The organism is Actinomyces bouchesdurhonensis, from assembly GCF_963540955.1.
Taxonomy (GTDB): domain Bacteria; phylum Actinomycetota; class Actinomycetes; order Actinomycetales; family Actinomycetaceae; genus Pauljensenia; species Pauljensenia bouchesdurhonensis.
On record NZ_CAUTSL010000011.1, the window covers coordinates 20,264 to 44,308 of the forward strand.

Below are 24,045 nucleotides of genomic sequence, written 5' to 3' on the forward strand. Positions count from 1 at the left end.
GACGTATTACAGTGATAGCTAGCGGGTCGCTGATGGAGGCGACCGGCCCGACCAACACAGGAGTAAACATGCGACGTGGCATCGCAGCACTCGGTGCCCTTGCGGCGGTTACCGCTCTGGCCGCCTGCAGTGGCAACACCACCCCTTCCTCATCGTCGAACTCGTCGGCTGCCAACAAGGGCAGTGATGCGTCGGCGACTCTTACGATCTGGGCAGACGACACCCGTTTCACTCAGGTTCAGTCCATCGCGGAAGAGTTCACCAAAGCCACGAACGTGGCTGTGAACGTCGTACAGAAGTCCCAGACTGACATGGACACCGAGTTCACCACGCAGGTCCCCACCGGTAATGGCCCGGACCTGATCGTGATGGCACACGATAAGCTCGGTTCGTTCGTTGCCAACGGTGTTGTTGCTCCCGTTGACCTGGGCGAAAGCGCGTCGAACTTCTCTGATGTTGCTCTCAAAGCCGTCACCTACGATGGCAAGACATACGGCGTTCCCTACGCCGTCGAGTCCGTCGCCCTGGTGCGCAACAACGCGCTTACCAAGGACACCCCCACCACCTTCGACGACATGATTGCATCCGGCAAGACCTCCGGTGCTCAGTACCCCTTCATTATCCAGATGGGTGATAAGGGCGACCCGTACCACTTCTACGGCTTCCAGACTTCTTTCGGTGCCCCCGTCTTCAAGACCAACGATGCGGGTGAATACACCTCCGATCTAGCCATGGGCGGCTCCGGCGGCACCGACTTCGCCAAATGGCTCAAGGCCCAGGGCGATGCGGGCATCCTCTCGACGTCCATCGACGGTGACGTCGCTAAACAGAAGTTCCTTGATGGTGCGGCAGCCTACACGGTGACCGGCCCCTGGAACGTCGCTGCCTTCCGCTCGGCCGGAATGGACGTCTCTGTCCTGCCCGTCCCCGCCGCCGGCTCGCAGGCCGCGCAGCCCTTCGTTGGTGTCCAGATGTTCTACCAGAGCGCCAAGTCCACCAACACCCTGGCTGCCAAGCAGTTCTTCAACTACCTGGCCACCCCCGAGGCCCAGACTGAGATGCAGAAGCTCGGCGGTCGCGCATCTGCGATGCCGTCGGTCGCCTCCGGTTCGGATGACCAGGACATCAAGGACTTCTCGAAGGTCGCCGAGTCCGGTGCGCTTGCTCCGGCCATCCCGGCGATGAACAAGGTCTGGAACTTCTGGGGCCAGACCGAGGCCAACATCGTTTCTGGCACCGAGACCCCCGATGAGGGTTGGGCCACGATGATCGGCAACGTCGAGAGTTCGATTGCCGCTAAGTGAGGTGGCCGGAGCGGAGACTACCCTTCCCGCTCATAGTCACTGACCTCAACGCCATACGGTGGTGGTGTTCGCCCGTCCAGCGTGACGGGCGAACACCACCAACCGGGCCACCGGCGCCTGTGGGTGTCACAGCACCACGGTGTCAACTCTTTACCCGCCGATGGGCGGTACGCTGCAAAGGTGCGCGAACGCGCGCGTGTGGAGGAAACGATGTCTGAGCCAGCGAAGGCTACAGAAAACAAGAAGGCGAGGCCTAAGGCCTCGCATGCGAGCGAAGTGACCAGGCCCGGTTTCTTCGCAAAGCTCATCCTGATGATGCTGATCGACGCCCTGGGGCTGTACGGCATGTTCACCGCCTACATGGTTGAGTCGTGGGCCGTGCTCGCCGTCCTGGTCGTGCTGCTCCTTGCCCTGAACTGGGTGTACTTCTCGAAGCGGATGATCCCCGCGAAGTACCTTGTTCCCGGCATGGTGTTTCTGCTTATCTACCAGGTGTTCGTTATGGGGTATACGGGTTACGTGTCCTTCACGAACTACGGCAATGGACACAACTCGACTAAGGAAGACGCACTTCACTCGATCCTGATTGCGGCCGAAGAGCGTGCCCCCGGCGCCAAGACCATGCCGGCCGCGGTCGTCGAGGATGCATCAGGCTACGGGCTGGCCATCGCTGATTGCGAGACGGATGCCGTCCAGGTGGGCACCGAACATACCCCGATGCACGACGTCCAGGGAAAGTGCGCCGCGGGCATGATCACGGAGGTCGCAGGCTACAAAGTCCTCACGATCGCTGACATCCTCAAGCCTGATGTGCAGACTGAAGTCGCTAAGCTGAGGGTCCAGGTTTCTCAGGACGTCAACGATGGCAGCTACAAAACCGATGACGGTACGAGTGCCTACGAGGTGAAGTACAACAAAACGTACGATGCAGCTGCCGATACGCTGACGGATGTCGAAACGGGTGTCGTGTACACAGCGAACGACAAGATCGGCGCCTACGTTGATGCCGACGGTAACGCGATCGATCCGGGTTGGCGTGTCTTCGTCGGTTTTGACAACTACCGAAACATGTTCACGCGCGGCGATCTGGCGGGTCCCTTCCTGAAGGCGCTTGTCTGGTCCTTCGTCTTCGCCGCAGTGTCCGTTCTCTCCACCTTCGCGCTCGGTCTGATCCTCGGTCTTGTTTTCTCGGACAAGCGCATTAAGGGCCGCAAGATCTATCAGTCGCTGATGATCCTTCCTTATGCTTTCCCGGCCTTCTTGGCTACGCTGGTGTGGAAGGGCATGCTCAATGAGGAGTTCGGCTTCGTCAACAACGTGTTCCTCGGTGGTACGAAAGTTCCGTGGCTTGCCGATCCGCTTCTGGCGAAAGTGTCGATCCTGGGTGTCAATCTGTGGCTGGGTTTCCCCTACATGTTCCTCGTCTGCCTGGGCGCCTTGCAGTCCCTGCCGAGCGACGTTGAGGAAGCCGCGAAGATCGACGGTGCTTCGGGCCTGCGCACTGTGTGGTCCATTAAGCTGCCCCTTGTCCTGCAGTCGACCGTGCCGCTGTTGATTGCTTCCTTCGCGTTCAACTTCAATAATTTCTCGCTGATCTACATGCTGACCAAGGGTGGACCGAACTATCGGGGTTTGGATGTTGGCCAGACCGACATCCTGATCTCCATGGTCTACAAGATCGCGATCGATTCGGGTTCCGCGGACTACGGCCTGGCCTCGGCCATGTCGATCATCATCTTCATCGTCGTTGGCGTGATCGCGTGGCTCGGTTTCCGCCAGACCAAGACACTTGAGGAGCTGTGATGCGCAGTAATACAACAGTGGCCAATCAATACCGCGCTGCCGCCTACGGGCACGGTGCGATGCCTCCTACGTACCGTTCGTCGTCCCTGAGTGGTGGGCGCTGGTGGGCTGAGGTTGGCTGGCGACACATCGTCGCCATCGTGACCATCGTCTACTGCATCATTCCCTTGCTGTACGTTCTGTCGGTCTCTCTGAATCCTAACGCGACGCTGACGGGTTCAAATAGCCTGTTTGAGAAGATCTCTTTTGATAACTTTGCTGCCCTGGGTTCGGGTAAGTACTCGGCTTACTGGTCGTGGGTTCTCAACTCTCTGATTGTTTCGACGGCTACAGCTATTGGTACTGTCCTCATGGGTGCAGCAGCCGCGTATGCGTTCAGCCGCTTCCGTTTCAAGGGCCGTCGAGCGACCCTTACCGGCTTGCTGCTGGTGCAGATGTTCCCGCAGATGTTGGCTTTTGTGGCTCTCTTCCTGCTCCTTTTGGGAATTCAGGACATTTTCCCGGTGCTGGGCCTGAACTCGAAGCTGGGTCTTATCTGCGTCTACTTGGGCGGCGCGCTTGGGTCGAACACCTTCCTGCTTTATGGTTTCTTCAACTCGATTCCGCGTTCGCTGGACGAAGCAGCCATGATTGATGGTGCGACGCACGCTCAGACCTTCTGGACGATCATTATGCCGCTGGTTCGCCCGGTTCTGGCGGTCGTCGGTCTGCTGAGCTTTATCTCCTCGCTTGGTGACTTCGTGATCGCGAAGGTCGTCCTGCAGGATCAGAGTCAGTTCACGCTGGCTGTCGGCATGTACATGTGGGCCGCTGACTCGCGTACTGCCCCGTGGGGTATCTTCGCCGCCGGCTCTGTGATTGCGGCTGTCCCTGTGATCCTGTTGTTCCAGTACCTGCAGAAGTACATTGTGTCCGGTCTGACCGCCGGCGCTGTCAAGGAGTGAGCGCGCCTGCGCTGACGCTCTGACCCGGCCCTGGCCTCGTCCCCTATCCCCGTGGGACGAGGCCGGGGTTCTTTGTATGTGGGGCGGGCAGCGTGCGCGGGGCGCTGCGTGGGGCGGGCAGCGTGCGCGGGGCGCTGCGTGGGGCGGGCAGCGTGCGCGGGGTGCTGTGTGGGGTGGGCTGTGTTCGGGGGTGCGTGGGGCGGCCAGTTGACGTGAATCCCGACATCAGGGGCATCGCGAGCATTGCGGGCATTGCGGGCATAGTTCCCCAACAATGTCGCACGTAATTCCCATGTAAACCTTTCAAACATTTAAATTGAGTCGTTGGAATTGCAACGTTTGTGAGCTGTGTCAAAAACTGACCAGGGGGAATTATGTGCGACTTTTAGGGGTGTGTATGGTTCACTAACAATGTCGCACGTAATTCCCATGTAAACCTTTCAAACATTAAAATTGAGTCGTTGGAATTGCAACGTTTGTGAGCTGTGTCGAAAACTGACCGAGGGGAATTACGTGCGACTTTTAGGGGTGTGCATGGTTCCCCAACAATGTCGCACGTAATTCCCATGTAAACCTTTCAAATATTGAAATGTTGTCGTTGGAATTGCAACGTTTATGGACGGTGTTGAAAACTGACCGAGGGGAATTACGTGCGACTTTTTTGGGGGAGCGGGTTCGTTGTGGTGGGCGTGGGCAGGGGTGGTGTGGGCACGGGGGGAGGAATGCGAGGTTCGTGTGGTGAGACCGCTTGACAGGTTAACTGGTTCTATGGTTCATTAGTCATGTAATGAACCACTGAAGCCGGAGGACTTGCGCATGGCACCCACATTCATCTCGGGGATCCCGATCTACCTGCAGATCGCCGACGACATCCGCGCGCAGATCCTGCGCGGCGCCCTGCGCGCCGGGGACCAGCTCACCTCCACCACGGAATACTCCGCGACCTACCGCATCAATCCGGCCACCGTCGGCAAGGCCTTCGCGATCCTCGTCGATGAAGGGCTCGTCGAAAAGCGACGCGGCATCGGCATGTTCGTCGCCGAAGGAGCCCGTCGCGCGCTCGTGGCCGACGGGCTCGCGTCCTACGTGGAGGAGACCCTCAACCCCGCCGTCGAAGCGGGCCTGGCCCTGGGCCTCGACCTCGACGCCATCATCGACCACGTCCGCGCCTACAGCGCCGACACGACCGCCAAGGACAACTCATGATCACCCTCAACTCCATCAGTTACACGTATCCGGGAGAGAGTGAGGCGGCGCTGCGCGATGTCTCGCTCACCCTAGGGGACGCCACCGTCACCGCCCTCGTCGGCCCCAACGGCTCGGGCAAGACGACGCTCATGCAGATCCTCGGCGGCCTGATGGTCCCCACCTCGGGGAGCATCTCCATCGACGGTACCCAGGCCAGTGCCGACGACCTGCTCACCGGCTCGATCATGGCCTCGTCCAGCCGAGACCTCGACGATGTCCCCGCAACTATCCTGGTCCAATATGCCCGTCTGCGCCCGACCTGGGACGAGGCTCTCTTCGCCCACTATGTCGAGAGCTTCAGCCTGCCGGTCCAACGCCGCAAGACCCTCGGCAAGCTCTCCACAGGCCAAGCAGCTGTCTTCGCCGGCGCGATCGCCCTGGCCTCGGGCGCGCCCCTCACCCTCCTCGACGAGATCCAAGCGCCCCTGGACGTGCCCACCCGATACGCCCTCTACGAGGAGGTCCTCACCCTGGCGGCGGAGGTCATGGAGGGAAAGCGCCCGCAGCGCCGCTTCCTCATCTCCTCGCACATGGTCTCTGAACTCGAGAAGGTCGCCGAAGACGTCATCGTCTTGAAGAAGAGCGAGCTCCTCGCTCACGAGAGCGTCGACGACTTCACCGCCCGCGTCACCTCCGTCACGGGCCACGCCTCCGACGTCGAGCGCTTCCTCGGAGAGCGCCCGGCCCTCGCCGTCATCGCCAGCCGCGAGCTCGGCTCCACGCGAGAGATCGTCGTGGACCTGCGTGGCGCCTCCATCACCGAGGCTGATCTTGCCGCCCATAGTCTTAGCGCATCGCCCTGTTCTTTCCAGGACGCCTTCGCCTACCTCATCCAGGAGAACGACCAATGAGCACCGCACCCACTGTTTCCTCTCAGCCCTCGATCTGGCGACTTGGAATGGTCGACTGGCGATTCGCTTTCGGAGTGTACGCCTCGGTTGTCGTCGGTCAATTTCTCATTAACTCCACGGTGAGCGCCATCATGTATGCGACCTCCGATGACTTCTCGGGGCACGTCGATCAGGCCGCCGTCAACGCCGCCTTCTCGACGGGCATCTACCTCCTCATTGCACAGATCATCACGACGACGACGTACCTGCGGGCGGCGTCTCTGAGCGGCGCGTCGCGCCGCACCCTGGCACGCTCGACCTACGTGCACAGTGCCGTCGTTATCGCCATCGCCAGTGTGATCTGGTGGGTGCTCGCCCTGACTCAGTCGCACATCTTCTTTCTGGGGAGCCTCGAGTACCCCCTCGGAGTGGACTCGTGGCTCTTTGTGGTGGCCGCCTGGATCGCCTGCGACGGGGCCGGACGCCTGATCGGTGCGGCCTCGCGCCATGGTAGAGGCCCGTGGATGGTCGCCCTCGGCATTATCGTGGCGACTGTGCTGGGCCTGGCTGGCATAGCCGGTCCGTTCACCTGGCTGGTCCTCACGCTCGTTCACAAGTCCGGCTACCTTCCCCCGATGCACCCCGCCTTCTGGCTCCTCGGCCTGATCACTCTCGCAGTCGCCGCCGCCGGATGGCGCCTGACCCTCACGGGCCGCCTGCGCCGCCTCAACTGAACGTCCGTTCCGCCCGGGGAACATGACCCCCCGACCCGGCCCCGGCCTCGTCCCCGCTCCCATGGACGAGGCCGGGGCTCCTTCTCGGGTTATCAGACCGGGTGCGTTGCGGGTAGAACGGTGGTGAGGCTCGCTGGTGTCGCAGGTCGACGCTGACAGTAGTGGCCGCCAATAATGAGGGCGTATCGTGCTGCTGGGTGTTGACATTTTGGCTTTGCTGCGCGGAAAAACGCCCTTTGATGCGTTCGTGTTTGTCTGGATGAAATGCTTACCTCATCGTGCCCTGTGTACGGCCGTCTCGTCATCCGTCATGGTGTGATGTCGGAAGGTCCTCAGCGTGATCGGTGTCCCGTGAGAGCGCGACATTGAACGTTATAGACACCGGGGTGAAGTCTCGATGGGTTTGTGGCCTGCGTGGCGAGCCGTCGTCACTATGCTGGCCGGCCTGACCGGGCCTACTCGCGCGCATGTGGATAGGTTACGAAGATGTGGATAGGTTAATAACCTATCCGGATGCTCATAACTTATCCGGATGCTCATAACTTATCCGGATGTTCACAACCTATCCGGATGTTCACAACCTATCCGCGTGCGCGCCGGGAGAAGTCACGATCGCCGCCACATGGGCCGCGAACACTCAACCTATCCGCGTGCACGCCGGGAGAAGCGCGCCGAAGGGCCATCCTGAACACTGGGCTGAGTGTCGTGTCGATCGTGGGCGAGGGCGCCGCAGGGGTGAGCAGGCTTCCAGTCTCGGCGCCCCGAATACAGGTCGCCGAGTGTACGACCGGTGTGCTGGCATCCCACGCGGTGATCAGGAATCTCGTGGGGCGAGGCCAACTCAACGAGGCCGGGGCTCCTTCGTGCCAGCCGCGCGCACCCTGTGGTGGGATCCATGGGCGCCCAAGCGGTGCGACACAGCCCCACGCAGTAGTTATCGACTAGTATCGATGGCGACACGACAGCCAGTCGTGCCCCAAATACTCAAGGAGTGACAAGTGGCTAAGGGACCCTCCCGCCTCGACAACGTGATCAGCCTGGCCAAGCGCCGCGGCTTCGTCTTCCCCTGCGGTGACATCTACGGTGGCACCCGCTCCGCGTGGGACTACGGCCCGCTCGGCGTGGAACTGAAGGAAAACATCAAGCGCGCCTGGTGGAACGCCATGGTCCGCCGCCGCGCCGACGTCGTCGGCCTGGACTCCTCCGTCATCCTCCCGCGCGAAGTGTGGGTCGCCTCCGGCCACGTCAAGGCCTTCACCGACCCGCTCATCGAGTGCCTCAACTGCCACAAGCGCGCCCGCGAGGATCAGCTCATCGAAGAGCTCGCCGAAAAGAAGGGCGTCGAAGAGTCCTCCCTGACCACCGCCGACCTCGCCTGCCCGACCTGCGGCGTGCGCGGCCAGTGGACCGAGCCCCGCGCCTTCTCCGGCCTGCTCAAGACCTACCTGGGCCCCGTCGACGACGAGGCCGGCCTGCACTACCTGCGCCCCGAGACCGCCCAGGGCATCTTCATCAACTACGCGAACGTCATGAACGCCGCGCGCAAGAAGCCGCCGTTCGGCATCGGCCAGATCGGCAAGTCCTTCCGCAACGAGATCACGCCCGGCAACTTCATCTTCCGTACCCGCGAGTTCGAGCAGATGGAACTCGAGTTCTTCTGCGAGCCCGGCACCGATGAGGAATGGCACCAGTACTGGATCGACTACCGCAAGGCCTGGTACGTGGATCTGGGCATCGACCCGGAGAACCTGCGCGAGTACGAGCACCCCAAGGAGAAGCTCTCCCACTACTCCAAGCGCACCGTCGACCTGGAATACCGCTTCGGTTTCCAGGGCAGCGAGTGGGGCGAGCTCGAAGGCATCGCCAACCGCACCGACTACGACCTGACCGTGCACTCCGAGGCCTCCGGCGCGAAGCTCGACTACTTCGACCCGAACACCAAGGAACGCTGGACCCCCTACGTCATCGAGCCCTCCGCGGGCCTGACCCGTTCCCTCATGGCCTTCCTCATCGAGGCCTACCACGAGGACGAGGCCCCCAACGCCAAGGGCGGCGTCGACAAGCGCGTCGTGCTCAAGCTGGACCCGCGCCTGGCCCCCGTCAAGGCTGCCGTCCTGCCCCTGTCCCGCAAGCCCGAGCTGACCGGCCCCGCCCAGGAGCTGGCCGACGAGCTGCGCGGCATCTGGAACGTCGACTACGACGACGCCGGCGCCGTGGGACGCCGCTACCGCCGCCAGGACGAGATCGGCACACCCTTCTGCATCACCTACGACTTCGACTCGATCGAGGACCACGCCGTCACCATCCGCGAGCGTGACACGATGGAGCAGGTGCGCATCCCGCTCGAGACGGTCAAGTCGTACCTGGTCGAACGCCTGGGCTGCTGATTTGTCCATAGCCTCCTCGTCCGCAGCGGCCCCTCTTCGCGTGGGGCCGCTGCGCCTGTGGACACCCGTCGTCCTGGCCCCCATGGCCGGGGTGACGGACGTGCCCTTCCGACGCCTGTGCCGCATCATGGGCGAGTCGGGCCTGCCCGACCACCTGCGACCCACCGGCATCCCCTCCTGGGCGGCCGAGTCGGGGGAGGGGGCTCCGGCCTCGTCCCCTCAGTACCCGCGCGATGGCGCAGGCGAACCGCGCCACGTCGCCATCCCACGCGTGGACGCGCCCGCCGGCCTGTACGTCACCGAGATGGTGACCAGCCGCGCCCTCATCGAAGAAAACGAACGCACCTGGGACATGGTGCGCCCCGACCCCGCCGAGCGCGTGCGCTCCCTGCAGCTCTACGGCGTCAACCCCGCCGTCATGGCCCGCGCCGCGACGATGCTCGTCGAGCGCGACCTCACCGACCACATCGACCTGAACTTCGGGTGCCCCGTCCCCAAGGTGACGAAGAAGGGCGGGGGAGCGGCCCTGCCCTGGAAGCGCGACCTGTTCACCGACCTCGTGGGTGCCGTCGTGCGCGCCTCAAACGAGGCCGGGGAGCGCGCCGGGCGCGAGATCCCCGTGACCGTGAAGATCCGCATCGGCATCGACGCCGAACACGAGACCGCGACCGACGCCGCCCTGGCTGCGCAAAAGCTCGGCGCCGCCGCCCTCACCCTGCACGCGCGCACCCAGAACCAGCACTACGCGGGACACGCCCACTGGGACGAGATCGCGCGCCTCAAAGACCTGCTCGACATCCCCGTCTTCGGTAACGGCGACGTCTTCGAGGCCGCCGACGCCCTGGCCATGCTCGAGCGCACTGGGTGCGACGGCATCAGCGTCGGGCGCGGAGCCCAGGGGCGCCCCTGGATCTTCCGCGACATTGTCGCCGCCTACCACGGTGGGACGATCCCGCCGGGCCCCAGCCTGGCCGAGGTTGTCTCCGTCATCGAACGCCACGCCGCCTGGTGCGTCGTCGACCAGGGCGACGAGGGGCGCGCACTGCGCGAGATGCGCAAACACATCGGATGGTACCTGCGCGGATTCGCCGTCGGCGGCCCCCAGCGCCACGCCCTGTCCATGGTCTCCACCCTCCAAGAGCTCCACGAGCGCCTCGCCGACCTCGACCTCGACCAAGCGTTTCCGCCCGCCGCACGCGGACCGCGCGGGCGTGCCGGCGGCGAAAAGACCCCCCACCTGCCCGACGGCTGGCTGGACCACCCCTACCTGACAGATGCGGAGCGCTCACGCCTGCACCTGGCTGAAATCGGATACTAAGCGAAGGAATCATGCCTCACTCATCTGCGCCCGACCCCGACCCTGCCCCTAGCCTCGTCACCATCGGGCGAGCCGCCAAGAAAGCGACGCTCGGCGCGCGAACCCAGGTGATCGTCCCCGTCTGCGGGGACGCGCACTCGCTCGCCGAGCAGGTCGGCGCCCTGGCCTCCTGCTGCGCCGACATCGTCGAATGGCGAGCCGACACATACCTGGCCTCCCTGGTGGGATCGCACTTCGTCGCCGCCAGCGAAGTCGCTGACGACCTGGTGCGCATGGCCCGCTACGTCGCGGACGCTTCGCCGCTGCCCGTCCTGGCCACCATCCGCACTTCCGTCGAGGGCGGGGAGGCCTTCCTGGACGACGAGGAGTACTGCGCCCTCGTGACCGACCTCGCGCCCCTGGTGGGCGGCGTCGACGTCGAGATCTCGCGCGACGGAGCCCACACCCTGATCGAGCGGGTGCACGCAGCCGGCGCCGTCGCCGTCGCCTCCTTCCACGACTTCGAGGCCACTCCCAGTGATGACCAACTCGCCGAGGTGTTGGCCGACATGAACTACGCGGGCGCCGATGTTCTGAAGTTCGCGTGCATGGCCCACAGCGCCACGGACGCGGCTCGCGTGCTCGGCGCGCAGGCGTGGGCGCATGATGCCTACGATCGGCCCGTCATCGGCATCGCGATGGGGCAGCACGGCGCACCCACGCGCCTGGTCGGCTCCGCCCTCGGATCGGCTGCGACGTTTGCGACCCTGCCCGGTGCCGAGGGGAGCGCCCCCGGACAGTTCACCATCGAGCAGGTGCGCGCGGTCCTCGACATCGTTGAAGGCTCCGAGGCCTAGAGTTTCTCGACCTGTTCCGGGGTGTCGCCCGAGGCCGGGGTGCGGAGCCGGGGCGCGGACCTCCGGCACACACCTCGGGTGCCTCCCCCAAAAGTTGCACATAATTTCCCCGGGTCAGTTTTCGATATGACGCACAAACGTTGGAATTGCAATGCCGCTATTTCAATGTGTGAAAGGTTGACAGGGGAATTACGTGCGACATTGTTGGGGAACCATGCAATGGGGTCCTGTCCGGGTGGACCTCCGGCACACACCTCGGGTGCCTCCCCCAAAAGTTGCACATAATTTCCCCGGGTCAGTTTTCGATATGACGCACAAACGTTGGAATTGCAACGACCCTATTTCAATGTATGAAAGGTTGACAGGGAAATTACGTGCGACGTTGTTGGGGAACCATGCAATGGGGTCGCACCCGGACTCCAGCGAGACGGCATGTTCTATACACGCGTGTGCGCGTCGGCGTCGGTTGAACACCCGGCAGATACACGTGTGGGGGCGGGCCTTGCGGCCCACCCCCACAGCGTCAGTGAGATACCGGGACGCTCACGCCTCCTTGGGAGCCACCGTCACAACGGTCTGGCCGATGGTGACCGGGCCGGGAGCGGCGGGGGTGATCTCGCCGAACTTCTTCTTGTTCGTCACGACCATCGGGGTGATGGTGTCGTAGCCGGCCTCGCGGATGACGTCCCAATCGACCTCGGCAAGGACATCGCCACGCTTGACGATGTCGCCCTTCGAGACGCGGGGCGTGAAGCCCTTGCCGTCCAGCTTGACCGTGTCCATACCGATGTGGATGAGCACCTGCACGCCGGAGGCGGACTTGAGGCCGTAGGCGTGGCCGGTCGGGAAGGCGACCGTCACCTTGCCGTCGCAGGGGGCGACGACGACCGCGTGAGCGGCGGGGGAGACGGCAACGCCGGGGCCGAGCGCGCCGGAGGAGAAGGCCTCGTCCGCCACGTCCGAGAGCGCGATCAGCTCGCCCTCCATGGGGGCCGACAGCGTCAGGTCGGCCTTCGCCTCGTCGCTAAACGCGGGAGCCGGGGCGGCCTCAGCTGCGGGAGCGACGGCGGGAGCCGAGGCGGGGGCGGCGGAGACGCCGGCCTTCATGGCTTCCTTCTTCGCGCGAGCCTCAGCTTTCTGCTCCTTCGTGCGGTAGTCGAAGAAGACGACCATCAGGAAAGCAGTAGTGAACGCTGCCAGGATGCCCAGACCGTAGACGGCCATGGGGGTGAAGACCGGGATCGTCAGCAGCGACGTGAACACGAAGGTGTTCGTGGTGGCGCCGCCACCGATGCCGATGACCAGACCGCCGACGACACAGCCGGTGAGCATGAGCGGGTAGATGCGCTTGAAACGCAGGTGGATGCCGTACAGTGACGGCTCGGAGATGCCGCCGAAGAGGCCCGCGGCCAGGGCGCCGGACGCCGTCTGACGCATGTCGGTGTCGCGGTCGCGGATCGACAGGAAGAGAACGCCGGCCGTGGCGCCGAAGCACGCGAAGTTCCACGCGCCCATGGGGCCCTGGATGAAGTCCGAACCCGTCGAGGCGATGTTGGCCAGCTGCAGGGCGTTGAGCGGCCAGTGCAGGCCGAGGGGCACCAGGAAGGGGTAGATGATCGGGATGATGATCGCGAAGACGATGGGGGCGTTGTGGTTGAGCCAGGCCAGGCCGGCGCCCAGGCCGTTACCGATCCAGATCGACAGGGGGCCGATGAGGAAGGCGGTGATCGGCATGATGATGATGAAGGAGAAGAAGGGGACGAACACCATCTGGACGTTCGAAGGAACGATCTTCTTCAGGCCCTTATAAACCAGGGCCAGGAGCGGCACCATCAGCAGCGGCACGAAGACCTGGCCGCCGTAGTCGGGCAGAGGCAGGGAGAGGGTTCCGATCAGCGGAACATTCTCGATGTGGGCAGTGCATTGCAGCATGTCGTCCCTGCCTTCGACGAGCTGGATGCAGGTGGTGCTTGCGAAGTTTTTGGTGTTCGTCAGACCGATGAAGTTGGGGGTGAGCAGCGACAGGATGACGGCCGTGCCGACCCAGGGGTCGATGTCCAGCTTCTTGGAGGCGTTGTAGGCGACCATGGCGGGCAGGAAGTAGAAGACCGCGCGCCACATGGAGTTCACGTAGCCCAGCCACGCGGGGATGGTCTCCGCGCGGGTGTCGACGATGTGCAGGGCGTCGAGGACAGCCAGGAACGCCAGGATCAGGGACGCGCCGAGGAGGACGGGCAGGAGGGGGCGGAACGAGTCGGAGAGGTACTCGAAGAAGGCGTCGACGATGGCGTTCTTACCGCGTGCCTTCGCGCGGGCGGCGGCCTTGACGTCGTCGTTCGAGGCCGTGGCGCCCGACTTCATTGAAGGCAGGTTGTTGATCTCGTTGAAGACCGACTGGACGGCGCCGCCGATGACGATCTGGTAGCGGTCGCCGGACTGGGGGACGGCTCCGAGAACGCCGTCGATGGCCTCGACCCTGTCCTTATCGATAATAGATGCGTCGCGCAGCTCAAAGCGTAGCCGCGTCGCGCAGTGGGTAAAGTGAGTGATGTTGCCGGGACCACCGACCGCATCGAGGATTTCCTGTGCCGTGTTGGACACGGGGGACTCCTTCCGTGGATGAGATTCGACGCTGAATGCGACATCCGACATTTAGCATGTTTGAGCAATCGAGGAAAGTTCCGACGGGGTATCTCACAGAAATAGCTCGACTCGTTTCAATTACTTTCAGTGACGAGGCCTTGATGTCGTTCCAGTAGACTGTGCGGCCAGCGGGCGGCGAGGCACGTAACATGGCCTCGTGAATGAGTTTTCTGTGGTAATTCCAGGCGTGGACGGCACTGATGCGGCGGTTCCGTACAGCAGGGCCGATTCCGAGCGCTGGGTGCCCGAGGAGCACAAGTCCTCGGCCCGCACGGAGTTCGAGCGCGACCGGGCACGCATCCTGCATTCGTCCGCGCTGCGTCGCCTGGGTGAAAAGACGCAGGTCCTGGGCCCGATTTCGGATGATTTCGTGCGAACGCGGCTGACTCACTCCCTGGAGGTCGCCCAGGTGGGGCGCGAGCTAGGAAAGGAACTGGGGGCTGACCCGGATGTCGTGGATGCCGCCTGCCTGTCCCACGACCTCGGGCATCCCCCCTTTGGGCATAACGGCGAGCGCGCCCTGGACGCGGCGGCCGCCTCGATCGGCGGGTTCGAGGGCAACGCCCAGACCCTGCGCGTCGTGACCCGCCTGGAGCCGAAGGTGATCGGGCCGGGCGGCGTGCCAGCGGGCCTGAACCTGTCGCGCGCGACGCTGGACGCGATCTGTAAGTACCCGTGGGTCAAGTCCGGCGGCCCTGACCTGGCCAAGTCGACGCGCAAGTTCTCGGTCTATCCGGACGACGCGCCCGTGTTCGCGTGGATGCGCCAGGGCGCGCCTGCGGGGCGGCGCTGCCTGGAGGCCCAGATCATGGATCTGTCGGACGACATCGCCTACTCGGTGCACGACATGGAGGACGCGGTCGCGACCCGCAAGCTTGACCCCGCTGATCTTTTCGACGACGAGCACTGCGCGGCTGTCGTCGCCTCCACGCTGGACTGGTACGGGCCCGCGGTGGCGCGCTCGGACCTGGAGGATGCCCTTGAGCGCATCGTGCACATGAGCGTGTGGCTGCGCTCCTTCGACGGCTCCTACGCGTCCCTCGCCCGGCTGAAGGACGCGACGAGCGAGCTGATCGGGCGCTTCTGCTCGGCGACGGTGGCGGCGACGCGCGAGACCTTCGGGGACGAGCCGCTGGGCCGCTACCGCGCGGACCTGGTGGTGCCTCGCGAGGTGCGTGCCGAGATCCAGATCCTCAAGGGCATGGCCGTCCACTACGTTATGAGTCCGCGCGAGAGCGAGCCGGTGTACTACCAGCAGCGCACGCTCTTGGCCGACCTCGTCGACGCCCTGTACGAGGCCGGGGCGGACGCCCTGGAGCCGGTGTTCGCCGCGCAGTGGCGGGCAGCATCGGACGACGGGGTGCGCCTGCGCGCCGTCATCGATCAGGTCGCGGCGCTCACGGATGTGTCGGCGTCGGCGTGGCACGCCCGCTGGTGTGGCATGCTGTCTTCGCAGCTCTGAGCGTGATCGGACGCAGACGCGGGTGGGCGTCGGTAGACTGAAGACATGGCGGGTTTGATTCGCAAGGACGACATCGAAGCGGTACGTAGCGTGATCAAGATCGACGAGATCATCGGCGAGCACGTAGCGCTGCGACCCGCTGGCATCGGTTCCCTCAAGGGCCTGTGCCCGTTCCATGACGAGCGCACGCCCTCCTTCAACGTGCGCCCCCACCTGGGCATGTTTCACTGTTTCGGGTGCGGTGAGAGCGGCGACGTCATCTCCTTCGTGCAAAAGATCGACCACCTGCCGTTCACCGAGGCCGTGGAGATGCTCGCGCAGAAGGCGGGGATCACCCTCCACTACGAGGAGGGCGGGACGCGGGTGCGCACGGAGGAGCCGGGCAAGCGCCAGCGGCTCCTGGACGCTCATCGCGTGGCCGAAGAGTTCTACTGCAAGCAGCTGGGCAGCAAGGAGGCTCACAGGGGGCGCACGTTCCTGGCTGAGCGCGGCTTTAACCAGGCGATGTGTGAGCATTTCGGGGTCGGCTATGCCCCGGCCTCGTGGGATTCGCTGACGCGCCACCTGCGCTCCAAGGGCTTCACGGATCAGGAGATCCAGATCGCGGGCCTGGGGTCGCAGGGCAGCCGCGGCATCTACGATCGTTTCCGCGGCCGACTGGTGTGGCCGATCCGCGATATTACGGGTGCGACGGTGGGGTTTGGCGCGCGCCGACTGGACGACGCCGACAAGGAGTCGCCCAAGTACCTGAATACTCCCGAGACGCCCATCTACAAGAAGTCGCAGCTGCTGTACGGGTTGGACCTGGCGAAAAAGTCGATCGTGACGGACCATCGGGTCGTCATCGTCGAGGGGTACACGGACGTCATGGCCGCACACGTCGCGGGGGTGACGAACGCGGTGGCGACGTGTGGCACGGCGTTCGGTTCCGAGCACGTGCGTATCATCCGGCGCCTGCTGGGCGACCACGCGGACCCGGCGGCCGGCGTCGTCTTGTCGAGCGGGCGCGCGCACGGCTCCGAGGTGATTTTCACCTTCGATGGGGACAGTGCCGGGCGCAAGGCGGCGCTGCGCGCCTACGGGGAAGACCAGAATTTCGCGGCACAGACATTCGTGGCGGTCGCCCCGGGCGGGCAGGATCCCTGCGACCTGCGCCTGGCCGAGGGTAACCAGGCGATCGTCGATCTGGTGAACTCGCGCATCCCCCTTTTCGAGTTCGCGATCCGCTCCGTCCTGTCTCAGATGGATCTGCGCAGCGCCGAGGGGCGCGTCCAGGGCTTGAGGGCCTCGGCCGGAATCGTCGCGCACATCAAGGACCGTGCGCTGCGCGCCGAGTACACGCGTTCACTTGCCGGGTGGCTCGGCATGGACATGGGCACGGTTGAGCAGGCGATTCGGGCGGCGGGCCGCGTCGAGGTCATCGCGCCGGGGCCTCGCCCGGGTGAGATCGAGATGGCGGGTGCGGGCCGCCCCGTGGCCGCGCCCGCGCGCAGGGGGCCCGAGGATCCGGTGACCCGCGTCGAGCGTCAGGCCCTCGAGGCCGTCCTCCAGCACCCGCTCTACGTCGTCGGCTCCGGCTTTGAGGAGCTGGACGGCCAGTCCTTCACGGTACCCACGCACCGCGCCGTCCACGACGCGATCCGCGCGGCCGGCGGCCTGGATGCGTTCACGCAGATGATGCGTCAGGCCGAGGCCCACTTCGGCCCGGGAGAGAACGCGACCCTGGCGGCGTCGCGCCACTTCGTGCAGGTTATCTTGGAGGCGGCGGGGGAGTTTATCGCTCCGTCGGTCACGGAGCTGGCAGTCAATCCGCTACCAGTTGCGGGCGAGGGGGACGTGCGTTCCTATTGTCGCGGCGTCGTCGCCGCGATGGTGCGCATGGACCTGACCAGGCAGTTAGGTGAAACACGTGCGGCCCTGTCGCGCATGAATGAGGAGGACCCGCAGTATTCTGAGGTCTTCCGGTCGCTCATGCGTCTGGAGCAACGCAGGCAAAACTACACCGAAAGGGACTAACTCATGGCAGAAGTGGAGAGCTTCACCCTGGACCATACCGCCGTGAAGGCGCCCTACGTGCGCCTCATCAACGTCGAGGTCGGCCCGAAGGGCGACCAGATTTCGAATTTCGACGTGCGCTTCGTCCAGCCTAACAGCGGCGATATCCCGACCTCTGGTCTGCACACCATCGAGCACCTCCTCGCATCCCTGCTGCGCGACCGCATCGACGGCGTCATCGACTGCTCGCCGTTCGGCTGCCGCACGGGCTTCCACCTCATCATGTGGGGCACCCCCTCCGTCCGTGAGGTGACGGCCGCCATCGCTTCGTCGCTGCACGCCATCGCCGAGGAGGTGACCTGGGAGGACGTTCCGGGCACGGACGTGTACTCCTGCGGCAACTACCGCGATCACTCCCTGTTCAGCGCGCGCGAGTGGAGCCGGACGATCCTCGAGCAGGGCCTGTCCGTCGACCCCTTCGAGCGAGTGTTCATCGTTCACTGATTCCGGGCGAGCACCCGGGAACGCAGACGGGACCTATCCGGAGCGGATGGGTCCCGTCGTTATCTGTGACGGAGCGCCCGAGGGCGCGCCCCCGGGCGGGTGCCACGGCCTCGTCGACTAATCCAGACCGACCGCGTCGCGCACGCGAGCCTCCAGGGCGTCCGCCTCGCGCTGACCGGCCTCGTCCAGTGCGCCGTCGGCCGTCAGGACGGAGAAGAGACCCTCGGGTCCGCGGCGCACCCACGCCGTCACCGTCGTCCCGTTGCTGACCTCCACCTGGGAGTGTAGGACGATCGACCGGTTGACGTATTCGCTCGCATGTCGCATGAAGTCCGACGGGTCGCCATGGGTGCGTCCGGCCAGGGGAGTGCGGGCCGGATCCACCCACTCCAGGGCGAAGAGAGAACCCTCGGCCTCCCAGCGTGCCCGCGCGACGTCGTACCAGGGGAAGTGCTCCGGGGAGGGGTGCCCGTCACCGGACGAGGCCTCGGCGCCGAAGACGTACAGGCCCGACTTCGCGGCTGCCGTCCAGCGCCCGTCTTGAAGCTCCAGGCCGGGGGAGCGGCGCTCGCGGGAGGGCAGGGCACAGGCGAGGGAGTCAGGCAGAGTCGTCATGCGTTGATCGTATCCTTTCAACAGTATCGCTGCGCACAGACTATGCGTGCGTGAAAGCGTACGTTATGATGGTGGTGGAAAGGGACATCATGACTGCTGTCAGTGCTACCGCCGCGCGCTCGAACCTGTATCGGCTCATCGACACCGTGAATGAGGAGTCAACCCCGATCACGATCACCGGACGTCGCAGAAACGCCGTTCTCATCGGCGAGGACGACTGGTCCGCGATTCAGGAAACCCTGTACCTGCAGGGGATTCCCGGAATGACGGACAGTCTGAAGGAAGCCGCTCGCGAAGACCTCGACGACGCACTCGATGACGTGGAGTGGTAGCGATGTGGCGGCTCGTTTTCTCCAAACAGGCCGCGAAGGACGCGAAGAAGCTCTCCGCCAGCGGCCTGAAGACGAAAGCTCAGGCCCTCATCGAGGTCCTGACTAAGGACCCGTTCGCGACGCCTCCCCGCTACGAGCGCCTCGTGGGCGACCTCGCCGGGATGTATTCGCGCAGAATTAACATTCAGTACAGGCTCGTCTACGAGGTGTTCGAAGAAGAGCGCACCGTCCGCGTCTTGCGCATGTGGACCCACTACGAATGAGTCTTCCTTGGGGTGAGAACGTCCACAGCAGGTGGGGGAGTGGGTCACATGCCGAAACCAATCGGCCTCGGTGTGAATCGCGGGCATATTCTGGCACCATATTCGTGAAAAACCATCAGAGGAGACCTCATGGCATCGACGCAGCACACCCCCACGGAGCTTGAGGCCGCCGGCGACCTGGCCCTGCCCAGCGCCGACAAGCTGGCCGGTCGTTTTCCAGTGACCCACAACCCTTACCCGGCGACGCCGGAAGAGTACAACGAGATCATGTCGACCCTGGCCTTCGGTAAGAAGTTCACGGATCACATGGCCCACATGCGCTGGACGCGCGAGGGAGGCTGGAGCGACCGCGAAGTCATCCCGTACGGTCCGCTCAATCTGACCCCCGGAACATCCGTCTTCCACTACTGCCAGTCCGTGTTTGAGGGCATCAAGGCCTACAAGCGTGAGGATGGGTCCGTGTGGACGTTCCGCCCCGGCTACAATGCTGCGCGCCTGAACCACTCCGCGCGCCGCCTGGCGCTGCCCGAGCTGAGCCGCGAGGACTTCGTGGCCTCCCTCGTTGATTACGTGCGCACGGACGTCAAGTGGGTGCCCGACGTCGATGGCTCCTCCCTCTACCTGCGTCCCTTCATGTTTGCATCCGAGGAGTTCGTGGGCGTGCATCCCGCGGGCGTTGTCGACTACTACGTCATCGGCTCGCCGTCGGGTCCCTACTTCAAGGGCGGCCTGTCGGGCGTGGCCATCTGGGTGGAGCGCGAGTACCACCGCGCCGGCCCCGGCGGCACCGGCAGCGCCAAGGCGGGCGGCAACTACGCGGCCTCCCTGCTGCCCCAGATCCAGGCCGAGGCCAAGGGCTTCTCTCAGGTCTGCTTCCTGGACACGTACGAGGGCAAGTACCTCGAGGAGCTGGGCGGCATGAACATGTTCGTCGTCATGGCCGACGGCACTATCCGCACCCCCGGGCTCACCGGAGTCATCCTCGAGGGCGGCACCCGCAGCGCGATCCTGCGCATGCTGCGCGACCAGGGCGTAGACGTGCGCGAGGAGAAGATCGCCCTGTCCGAGGTCGTGGACGGGATCCGTTCGGGCGCTGTTGCCGAGGTCTTCGCCTGTGGCACGGCCGCCGTGGTCACCCCGATCACGCGCCTGGCTGGCGACGACTTTGACGTGGAGATTGAGGTGGGGGACAAGACCCGCCAGATTCACAAGCGTCTGACCGACATCCAGTGGGGCCGCGCGGAGGATCCCTACGGCTGGACGTACCGCCTGGCCTGAGCCTGATCGCATCCCCTAGCTACGGCCTCGTCCATCGACGAGGCCGTAGCTGTGTCAAGCCGTCTCATTTTCGTCAGGCGCCACCTTCGTGACGGTAGTGTCAGAACCAAAGTAAGGGTATCCTTCTTTACATGCACGTGTGTGTCGTGGTGATAGGAGAACTATGAAACGCGCGATCATTGTCGTCTGCTCGTGGGCGGCGGCCCTATGCCTGGCGCTCGCCTACCTGACGATCGGCTGGGGCATCGACGATGTCGTGGGCGGTCGCGCCTGGTCGACGTGGTGGCTCGCTCTGGCGGGCGCACTGGCCTCCGGTTTCTTCGCGTGGCTTGTCAGTGCGTTCGGCGCGACCGCCATGAAAGAACTGGAGCCAAGTCTGCGGCACACGATGATCCGTCAGGTCTTCGCCCTGGGGCCGACGCAGCGCACCAACGAGCGTGCGGGCCGCGTCGTCAACTCGGCCACCGATGGCGTGGAGCGTGTGGCCGCCTATAAAGGAATTTTCCTGGCCCCCATGATCGCGTCCCTCACCATACCGATCCTCGTTGTCATCGTCGTTGCACTCGCGCTCGATCCTATCTCTGGGGCTCTTCTAGCTACTGCGATTCCTCTGGTTGCGGTATGCGTCTTGGGTTTCCGTCACGCTTTTAAGCCGGTGTCCGATCGCTACCGGGGCGCCTCGCGCCAACTCGCTGCTAAAGAACTCGATGCGATTCAGGGCTTGGGTGACCTTGCCCTCATGAACGCAGGCAAGGACATGGGTCAGCGACTGGCGCAGGCAGCCGAAGAAGTACGCTCGAAAGTCATGAGCTACCTGGCTGGCAACCAGCTGATCCTTCTCGTCATTGACTCTGTCTTCTCTCTCGGCATGATCACCGGAGCGATCGCACTAGCCCTCATCCGCTACGAGCAGGGAGCCGTGAGCATCGGAGGTGCTCTTTGCCTCGTGCTCCTGTCCTCCATCATGCTCGACCCGCTGGACCGCATCGGCCAGTTCTTCTACATCGGCATGGGAGGCATCGCAGCCAACAAGGAAATCAAGAAGTTCATCGCGCAGACCCCGCCCGTTGCGGATGCAAAGGGCGTCAGCATCCCCGCGATCCCTTCCGCCCCCGGGGAGATCGACCTGTCTGAGGTGTCCTTCTCCTACACCAAGGACACCCCCGTCCTGCGCGACGCGAACCTGACAGTGAACCCGGGCGAGCACGTCGCCTTGGCTGGACCCTCCGGCGCCGGCAAATCCACGATCTCCGCACTCCTGCAAGGATTCCTGCGACCCACGCGCGGACAGGTGAGCCTCAACGGCGTGGATCTGGCTACCGCGCCCCTGTCGTGGGTACGCGCCCAGAGCGCCGTCGTCGAACAGACCACCTATCTCTTCTCCGGTACCCTGCGCGACAACCTCCTCCTGGCTGCACCCACTGCCACCGACGACCAACTCATCGAAGCTCTGCGCGCAGCACACCTGGGCGAGTTTGTCGACTCCCTGCCCGGAGGCCTCGACGCCCGCGTGGGCGCCCGAGGCCTGGCCGTGTCCGGCGGCGAGGCGCAGCGCATCGCGATCGCCCGCGCCTTCTTGAAGAACGCGTCGATCATGATCCTGGATGAACCAACCGCGCACGTGGATCTTGCCTCCGAGCGTGAAATCCTGGCGTCCCTCGATTCGGTGTGCGCCGGGCGCACGACCCTGACGATCTCCCACCGAGACGCGACGATAAAGGACGCCGACCGTGTCGCAACACTCCAGGAAGGAACGATCCGATGACCCGCTGGAAGCTGTCCCTTCGACTCCTATCGATTACGCGCCGAGTGCTGGCCCCATTGGCTCTCTCAATCGCCGCGCGCATCGTCTTTCTGCTGATCGGCATTGGCCTGTTCGCGCTGGGCGGCTGGGCCGTGGCGAGCCTGGCTACCGGCACCAGCGCCTGGTCCATTCCCTTCATCATCGCGTGTGCCGTGAGTCTGAGTCTCTTGAAAGGCGCAGCCCGCTACCTCGAGCAGTTCGCCGGTCACTTCGTTGCCTTCCACTCCCTGGCGATGCTGCGCAACTATTTCTACGACCAGCTTGAACCTCAGGCTCCTGCCGTAACGGATCGCCTGGATTCGGGCGACATTATGAACCGCGTGACAAAAGACATCGACCGCGTCGAGGTTTTCTTCGCCCACACCCTCGCTCCTGTCACGACGGCCTTCATCGTGCCGGTCCTCACCGTCGTGTGGATGGGTTCGGTCGTCTCCTGGACGACAGCTGTCGTGCTGGCTCCCTTCCTGCTCACCGTTGGTGTCGTTATCCCATTCCTGGGGTCGGGTTTGACCGCTCGCGCTGCCCGCGAGCTGCGCGAGGCTCGCGGCGCCATCGCTGCCCACGTGACCGACTCGGTGCAGGGCGTGCGAGAAGTCTTGGCGTTCGGCGCGCAAGGCCGCCGCGAGGCCGAAATGGACCAGATTGAAGCGCGCATCGACGCTAGCCTTGGCACTCAGGGCCGCTGGATCGCTCTGCGCCGAGGCCTCAAACAGGCCGCCGTTGGAATCGGAATCGTCACCGTCGCCATGGTGGCGGGCTCGGGCGTGCACGCCGGTACGCTGACGTTGCCGCAGGCGGGTCTCGCCATCGGCATCGCTTTGGGGGCTTTCGGTCCGGTCCTCGCGGTTGAAGAGTTCGCAGCCGACCTGGACCAAGCTTTCGCGTCCGCCGCCCGCGTTTTCGCGATCACTGACCGCGCGCCCGTCGTAGCGGACCCGGCAGATCCCAAGCCCCTGACGCCCGGCGACATCGACATCACCGGCGTCAGCTTCGCTTACCCGACGGATGAGACCGCGCCTGCGCCCGCTCCCACGGTCCTGGAGGGCGTCAATATCCACATCCCTGCGGGCACGCACGCCGCGATTGTGGGAGCTTCCGGGTCCGGCAAGTCCACCCTGGCCTCGCTCATCACGCGCACGTGGGACCCCGCTTCCGGTGCCGTTAGCATCGGCGGAACGAACATCGCCGACGTATCCTTGCATGACCTGCGCACCGTGGTCGCCTCCGCTCCCCAACGCCCCTACCTGTTCAACGACACCCTGCGCGCCAACCTGCTCCTCGCAGCCCCACAGGCGAGCGAGGAGGACCTGGAGCGCGCGCTGGAGGCCGTGGACCTCACCGACTGGCTGGCCACGGAGAAAGAGGGCCTGGACACGGTGGTTGGCGACATGGGCGAGCGCCTCTCGGGCGGCCAGCGTCAGCGCCTGGCCCTGGCACGCGCGCTCCTGCGCGACGCGCCCATCTACGTCCTCGACGAGGCCACGAGCCAGGTTGACCCGGTCACCGAGGCGCGCGTACGCGAGGGCATCGCCCGCGTCGCGAAGGGCCGCACCATCGTCGAGATCGCCCACCGTATCAGTGCCGTGCGCGACGCCGACCTGATCATTGTCATGGACGCGGGCCGCGTCGTGGAAACCGGTACCTACGCCGAGCTGCACGCGTGTGGCGGCGCACTCGCCATGCTCGAAGCACGCGAAACCGACGCCCAACCTAGCGCCTGAAAGCCGCGTGGGCGCGGGAATAGT

At 64.5% G+C, this 24,045-nt stretch carries 19 protein-coding genes; 17 read left to right on the forward strand and 2 right to left on the reverse strand.

Annotated elements, in window-relative coordinates:
• Window positions 1-68 precede the first annotated feature (68 nt).
• The 9 genes from RYL44_RS03195 to aroD all read left to right on the forward strand — a co-directional run bounded on the left by RYL44_RS03195 (window position 69) and on the right by aroD (window position 11,404).
• Window positions 69-1,304, forward strand: a complete 1,236-nt coding sequence (locus RYL44_RS03195) for a sugar ABC transporter substrate-binding protein (protein WP_276739862.1) — start codon at window positions 69-71, stop codon at window positions 1,302-1,304.
• Between the two features lie 210 nt (window positions 1,305-1,514).
• The gene (locus RYL44_RS03200) at window positions 1,515-3,107 is read left to right on the forward strand and encodes an ABC transporter permease subunit (RefSeq protein ID WP_314975070.1); all 1,593 of its coding nucleotides are present in this window, start codon (window positions 1,515-1,517) and stop codon (window positions 3,105-3,107) included.
• Between the two features lie 59 nt (window positions 3,108-3,166).
• Entirely contained in the window at window positions 3,167-4,051 is an 885-nt protein-coding gene (locus RYL44_RS03205; RefSeq protein ID WP_276739879.1) for a sugar ABC transporter permease, read from the forward strand.
• Between the two features lie 816 nt (window positions 4,052-4,867).
• Window positions 4,868-5,257, forward strand: coding sequence for a GntR family transcriptional regulator (locus RYL44_RS03210; protein ID WP_073983036.1), 390 nt, complete (start codon window positions 4,868-4,870; stop codon window positions 5,255-5,257).
• Entirely contained in the window at window positions 5,254-6,150 is an 897-nt protein-coding gene (locus tag RYL44_RS03215; protein ID WP_073983037.1) for an ATP-binding cassette domain-containing protein, read from the forward strand. Before RYL44_RS03210 ends, RYL44_RS03215 begins: the two co-directional genes overlap by 4 nt.
• On the forward strand, window positions 6,147-6,863 hold the full coding sequence (locus RYL44_RS03220) for a hypothetical protein (RefSeq protein WP_314975071.1): 717 nt from the start codon (window positions 6,147-6,149) through the stop codon (window positions 6,861-6,863). The genes RYL44_RS03215 and RYL44_RS03220 overlap by 4 nt, the downstream gene beginning before the upstream one ends.
• 998 nt (window positions 6,864-7,861) lie before the next feature.
• Window positions 7,862-9,250 (forward strand): glycine--tRNA ligase, encoded by a 1,389-nt coding sequence (locus tag RYL44_RS03225; RefSeq protein ID WP_314975072.1) that lies wholly within the window; start codon window positions 7,862-7,864, stop codon window positions 9,248-9,250.
• A 40-nt stretch (window positions 9,251-9,290) separates the two neighbouring features.
• Window positions 9,291-10,568, forward strand: a complete 1,278-nt coding sequence (gene dusB / locus RYL44_RS03230; RefSeq protein ID WP_314975073.1) for a tRNA dihydrouridine synthase DusB — start codon at window positions 9,291-9,293, stop codon at window positions 10,566-10,568.
• An 11-nt stretch (window positions 10,569-10,579) separates the two neighbouring features.
• Window positions 10,580-11,404, forward strand: a complete 825-nt coding sequence (gene aroD / locus RYL44_RS03235; RefSeq protein WP_314975074.1) for a type I 3-dehydroquinate dehydratase — start codon at window positions 10,580-10,582, stop codon at window positions 11,402-11,404.
• Between the two features lie 543 nt (window positions 11,405-11,947).
• On the opposite strand, the gene RYL44_RS03240 is transcribed toward aroD, so the two are convergent.
• Complete coding sequence (locus tag RYL44_RS03240; protein ID WP_314975075.1) at window positions 11,948-14,005, reverse strand: glucose PTS transporter subunit IIA; 2,058 nt, start codon at window positions 14,003-14,005, stop codon at window positions 11,948-11,950.
• A 199-nt stretch (window positions 14,006-14,204) separates the two neighbouring features.
• Here RYL44_RS03240 and RYL44_RS03245 point away from each other — a divergent pair, with 199 nt between their 5' ends.
• Genes RYL44_RS03245 through RYL44_RS03255 form a run of 3 tightly spaced genes read left to right on the forward strand, consistent with a single transcriptional unit; the run spans window position 14,205 to window position 18,008 of the window.
• The gene (locus RYL44_RS03245; protein ID WP_314975076.1) at window positions 14,205-15,509 is read left to right on the forward strand and encodes a deoxyguanosinetriphosphate triphosphohydrolase; all 1,305 of its coding nucleotides are present in this window, start codon (window positions 14,205-14,207) and stop codon (window positions 15,507-15,509) included.
• Window positions 15,510-15,554: 45 nt separating this feature from the next.
• Window positions 15,555-17,525: a DNA primase gene (gene dnaG / locus RYL44_RS03250; protein ID WP_314975077.1), complete on the forward strand. Its 1,971-nt coding sequence runs from the start codon at window positions 15,555-15,557 to the stop codon at window positions 17,523-17,525.
• A 3-nt stretch (window positions 17,526-17,528) separates the two neighbouring features.
• Window positions 17,529-18,008, forward strand: a complete 480-nt coding sequence (locus RYL44_RS03255; RefSeq protein WP_314975078.1) for an S-ribosylhomocysteine lyase — start codon at window positions 17,529-17,531, stop codon at window positions 18,006-18,008.
• A gap of 117 nt (window positions 18,009-18,125) precedes the next feature.
• Here the strand turns inward: RYL44_RS03255 and RYL44_RS03260 are convergent, their stop codons facing one another.
• On the reverse strand, window positions 18,126-18,623 hold the full coding sequence (locus tag RYL44_RS03260) for a hypothetical protein (RefSeq protein ID WP_314975079.1): 498 nt from the start codon (window positions 18,621-18,623) through the stop codon (window positions 18,126-18,128).
• A gap of 89 nt (window positions 18,624-18,712) precedes the next feature.
• Between RYL44_RS03260 and RYL44_RS03265 the strand changes: the two genes are divergently transcribed.
• The 5 genes from RYL44_RS03265 (at window position 18,713) to cydC (ending at window position 24,021) form a co-directional block, all read left to right on the forward strand.
• Window positions 18,713-18,955, forward strand: a complete 243-nt coding sequence (locus tag RYL44_RS03265; RefSeq protein WP_314975090.1) for a type II toxin-antitoxin system Phd/YefM family antitoxin — start codon at window positions 18,713-18,715, stop codon at window positions 18,953-18,955.
• A gap of 2 nt (window positions 18,956-18,957) precedes the next feature.
• Window positions 18,958-19,218 carry a Txe/YoeB family addiction module toxin gene (locus RYL44_RS03270; RefSeq protein ID WP_314975080.1) on the forward strand — a complete coding sequence of 87 codons (261 nt, stop codon included), beginning with the start codon at window positions 18,958-18,960 and terminating at the stop codon, window positions 19,216-19,218.
• Between the two features lie 129 nt (window positions 19,219-19,347).
• Entirely contained in the window at window positions 19,348-20,496 is a 1,149-nt protein-coding gene (locus RYL44_RS03275) for a branched-chain amino acid aminotransferase (RefSeq protein WP_073983044.1), read from the forward strand.
• 163 nt (window positions 20,497-20,659) lie between these two features.
• The gene (locus RYL44_RS03280; protein ID WP_276740416.1) at window positions 20,660-22,261 is read left to right on the forward strand and encodes an ABC transporter ATP-binding protein/permease; all 1,602 of its coding nucleotides are present in this window, start codon (window positions 20,660-20,662) and stop codon (window positions 22,259-22,261) included.
• Entirely contained in the window at window positions 22,258-24,021 is a 1,764-nt protein-coding gene (gene cydC, locus RYL44_RS03285) for a thiol reductant ABC exporter subunit CydC (RefSeq protein WP_314975081.1), read from the forward strand. The genes RYL44_RS03280 and cydC overlap by 4 nt, the downstream gene beginning before the upstream one ends.
• The last annotated feature ends 24 nt before the right edge of the window (window positions 24,022-24,045 follow it).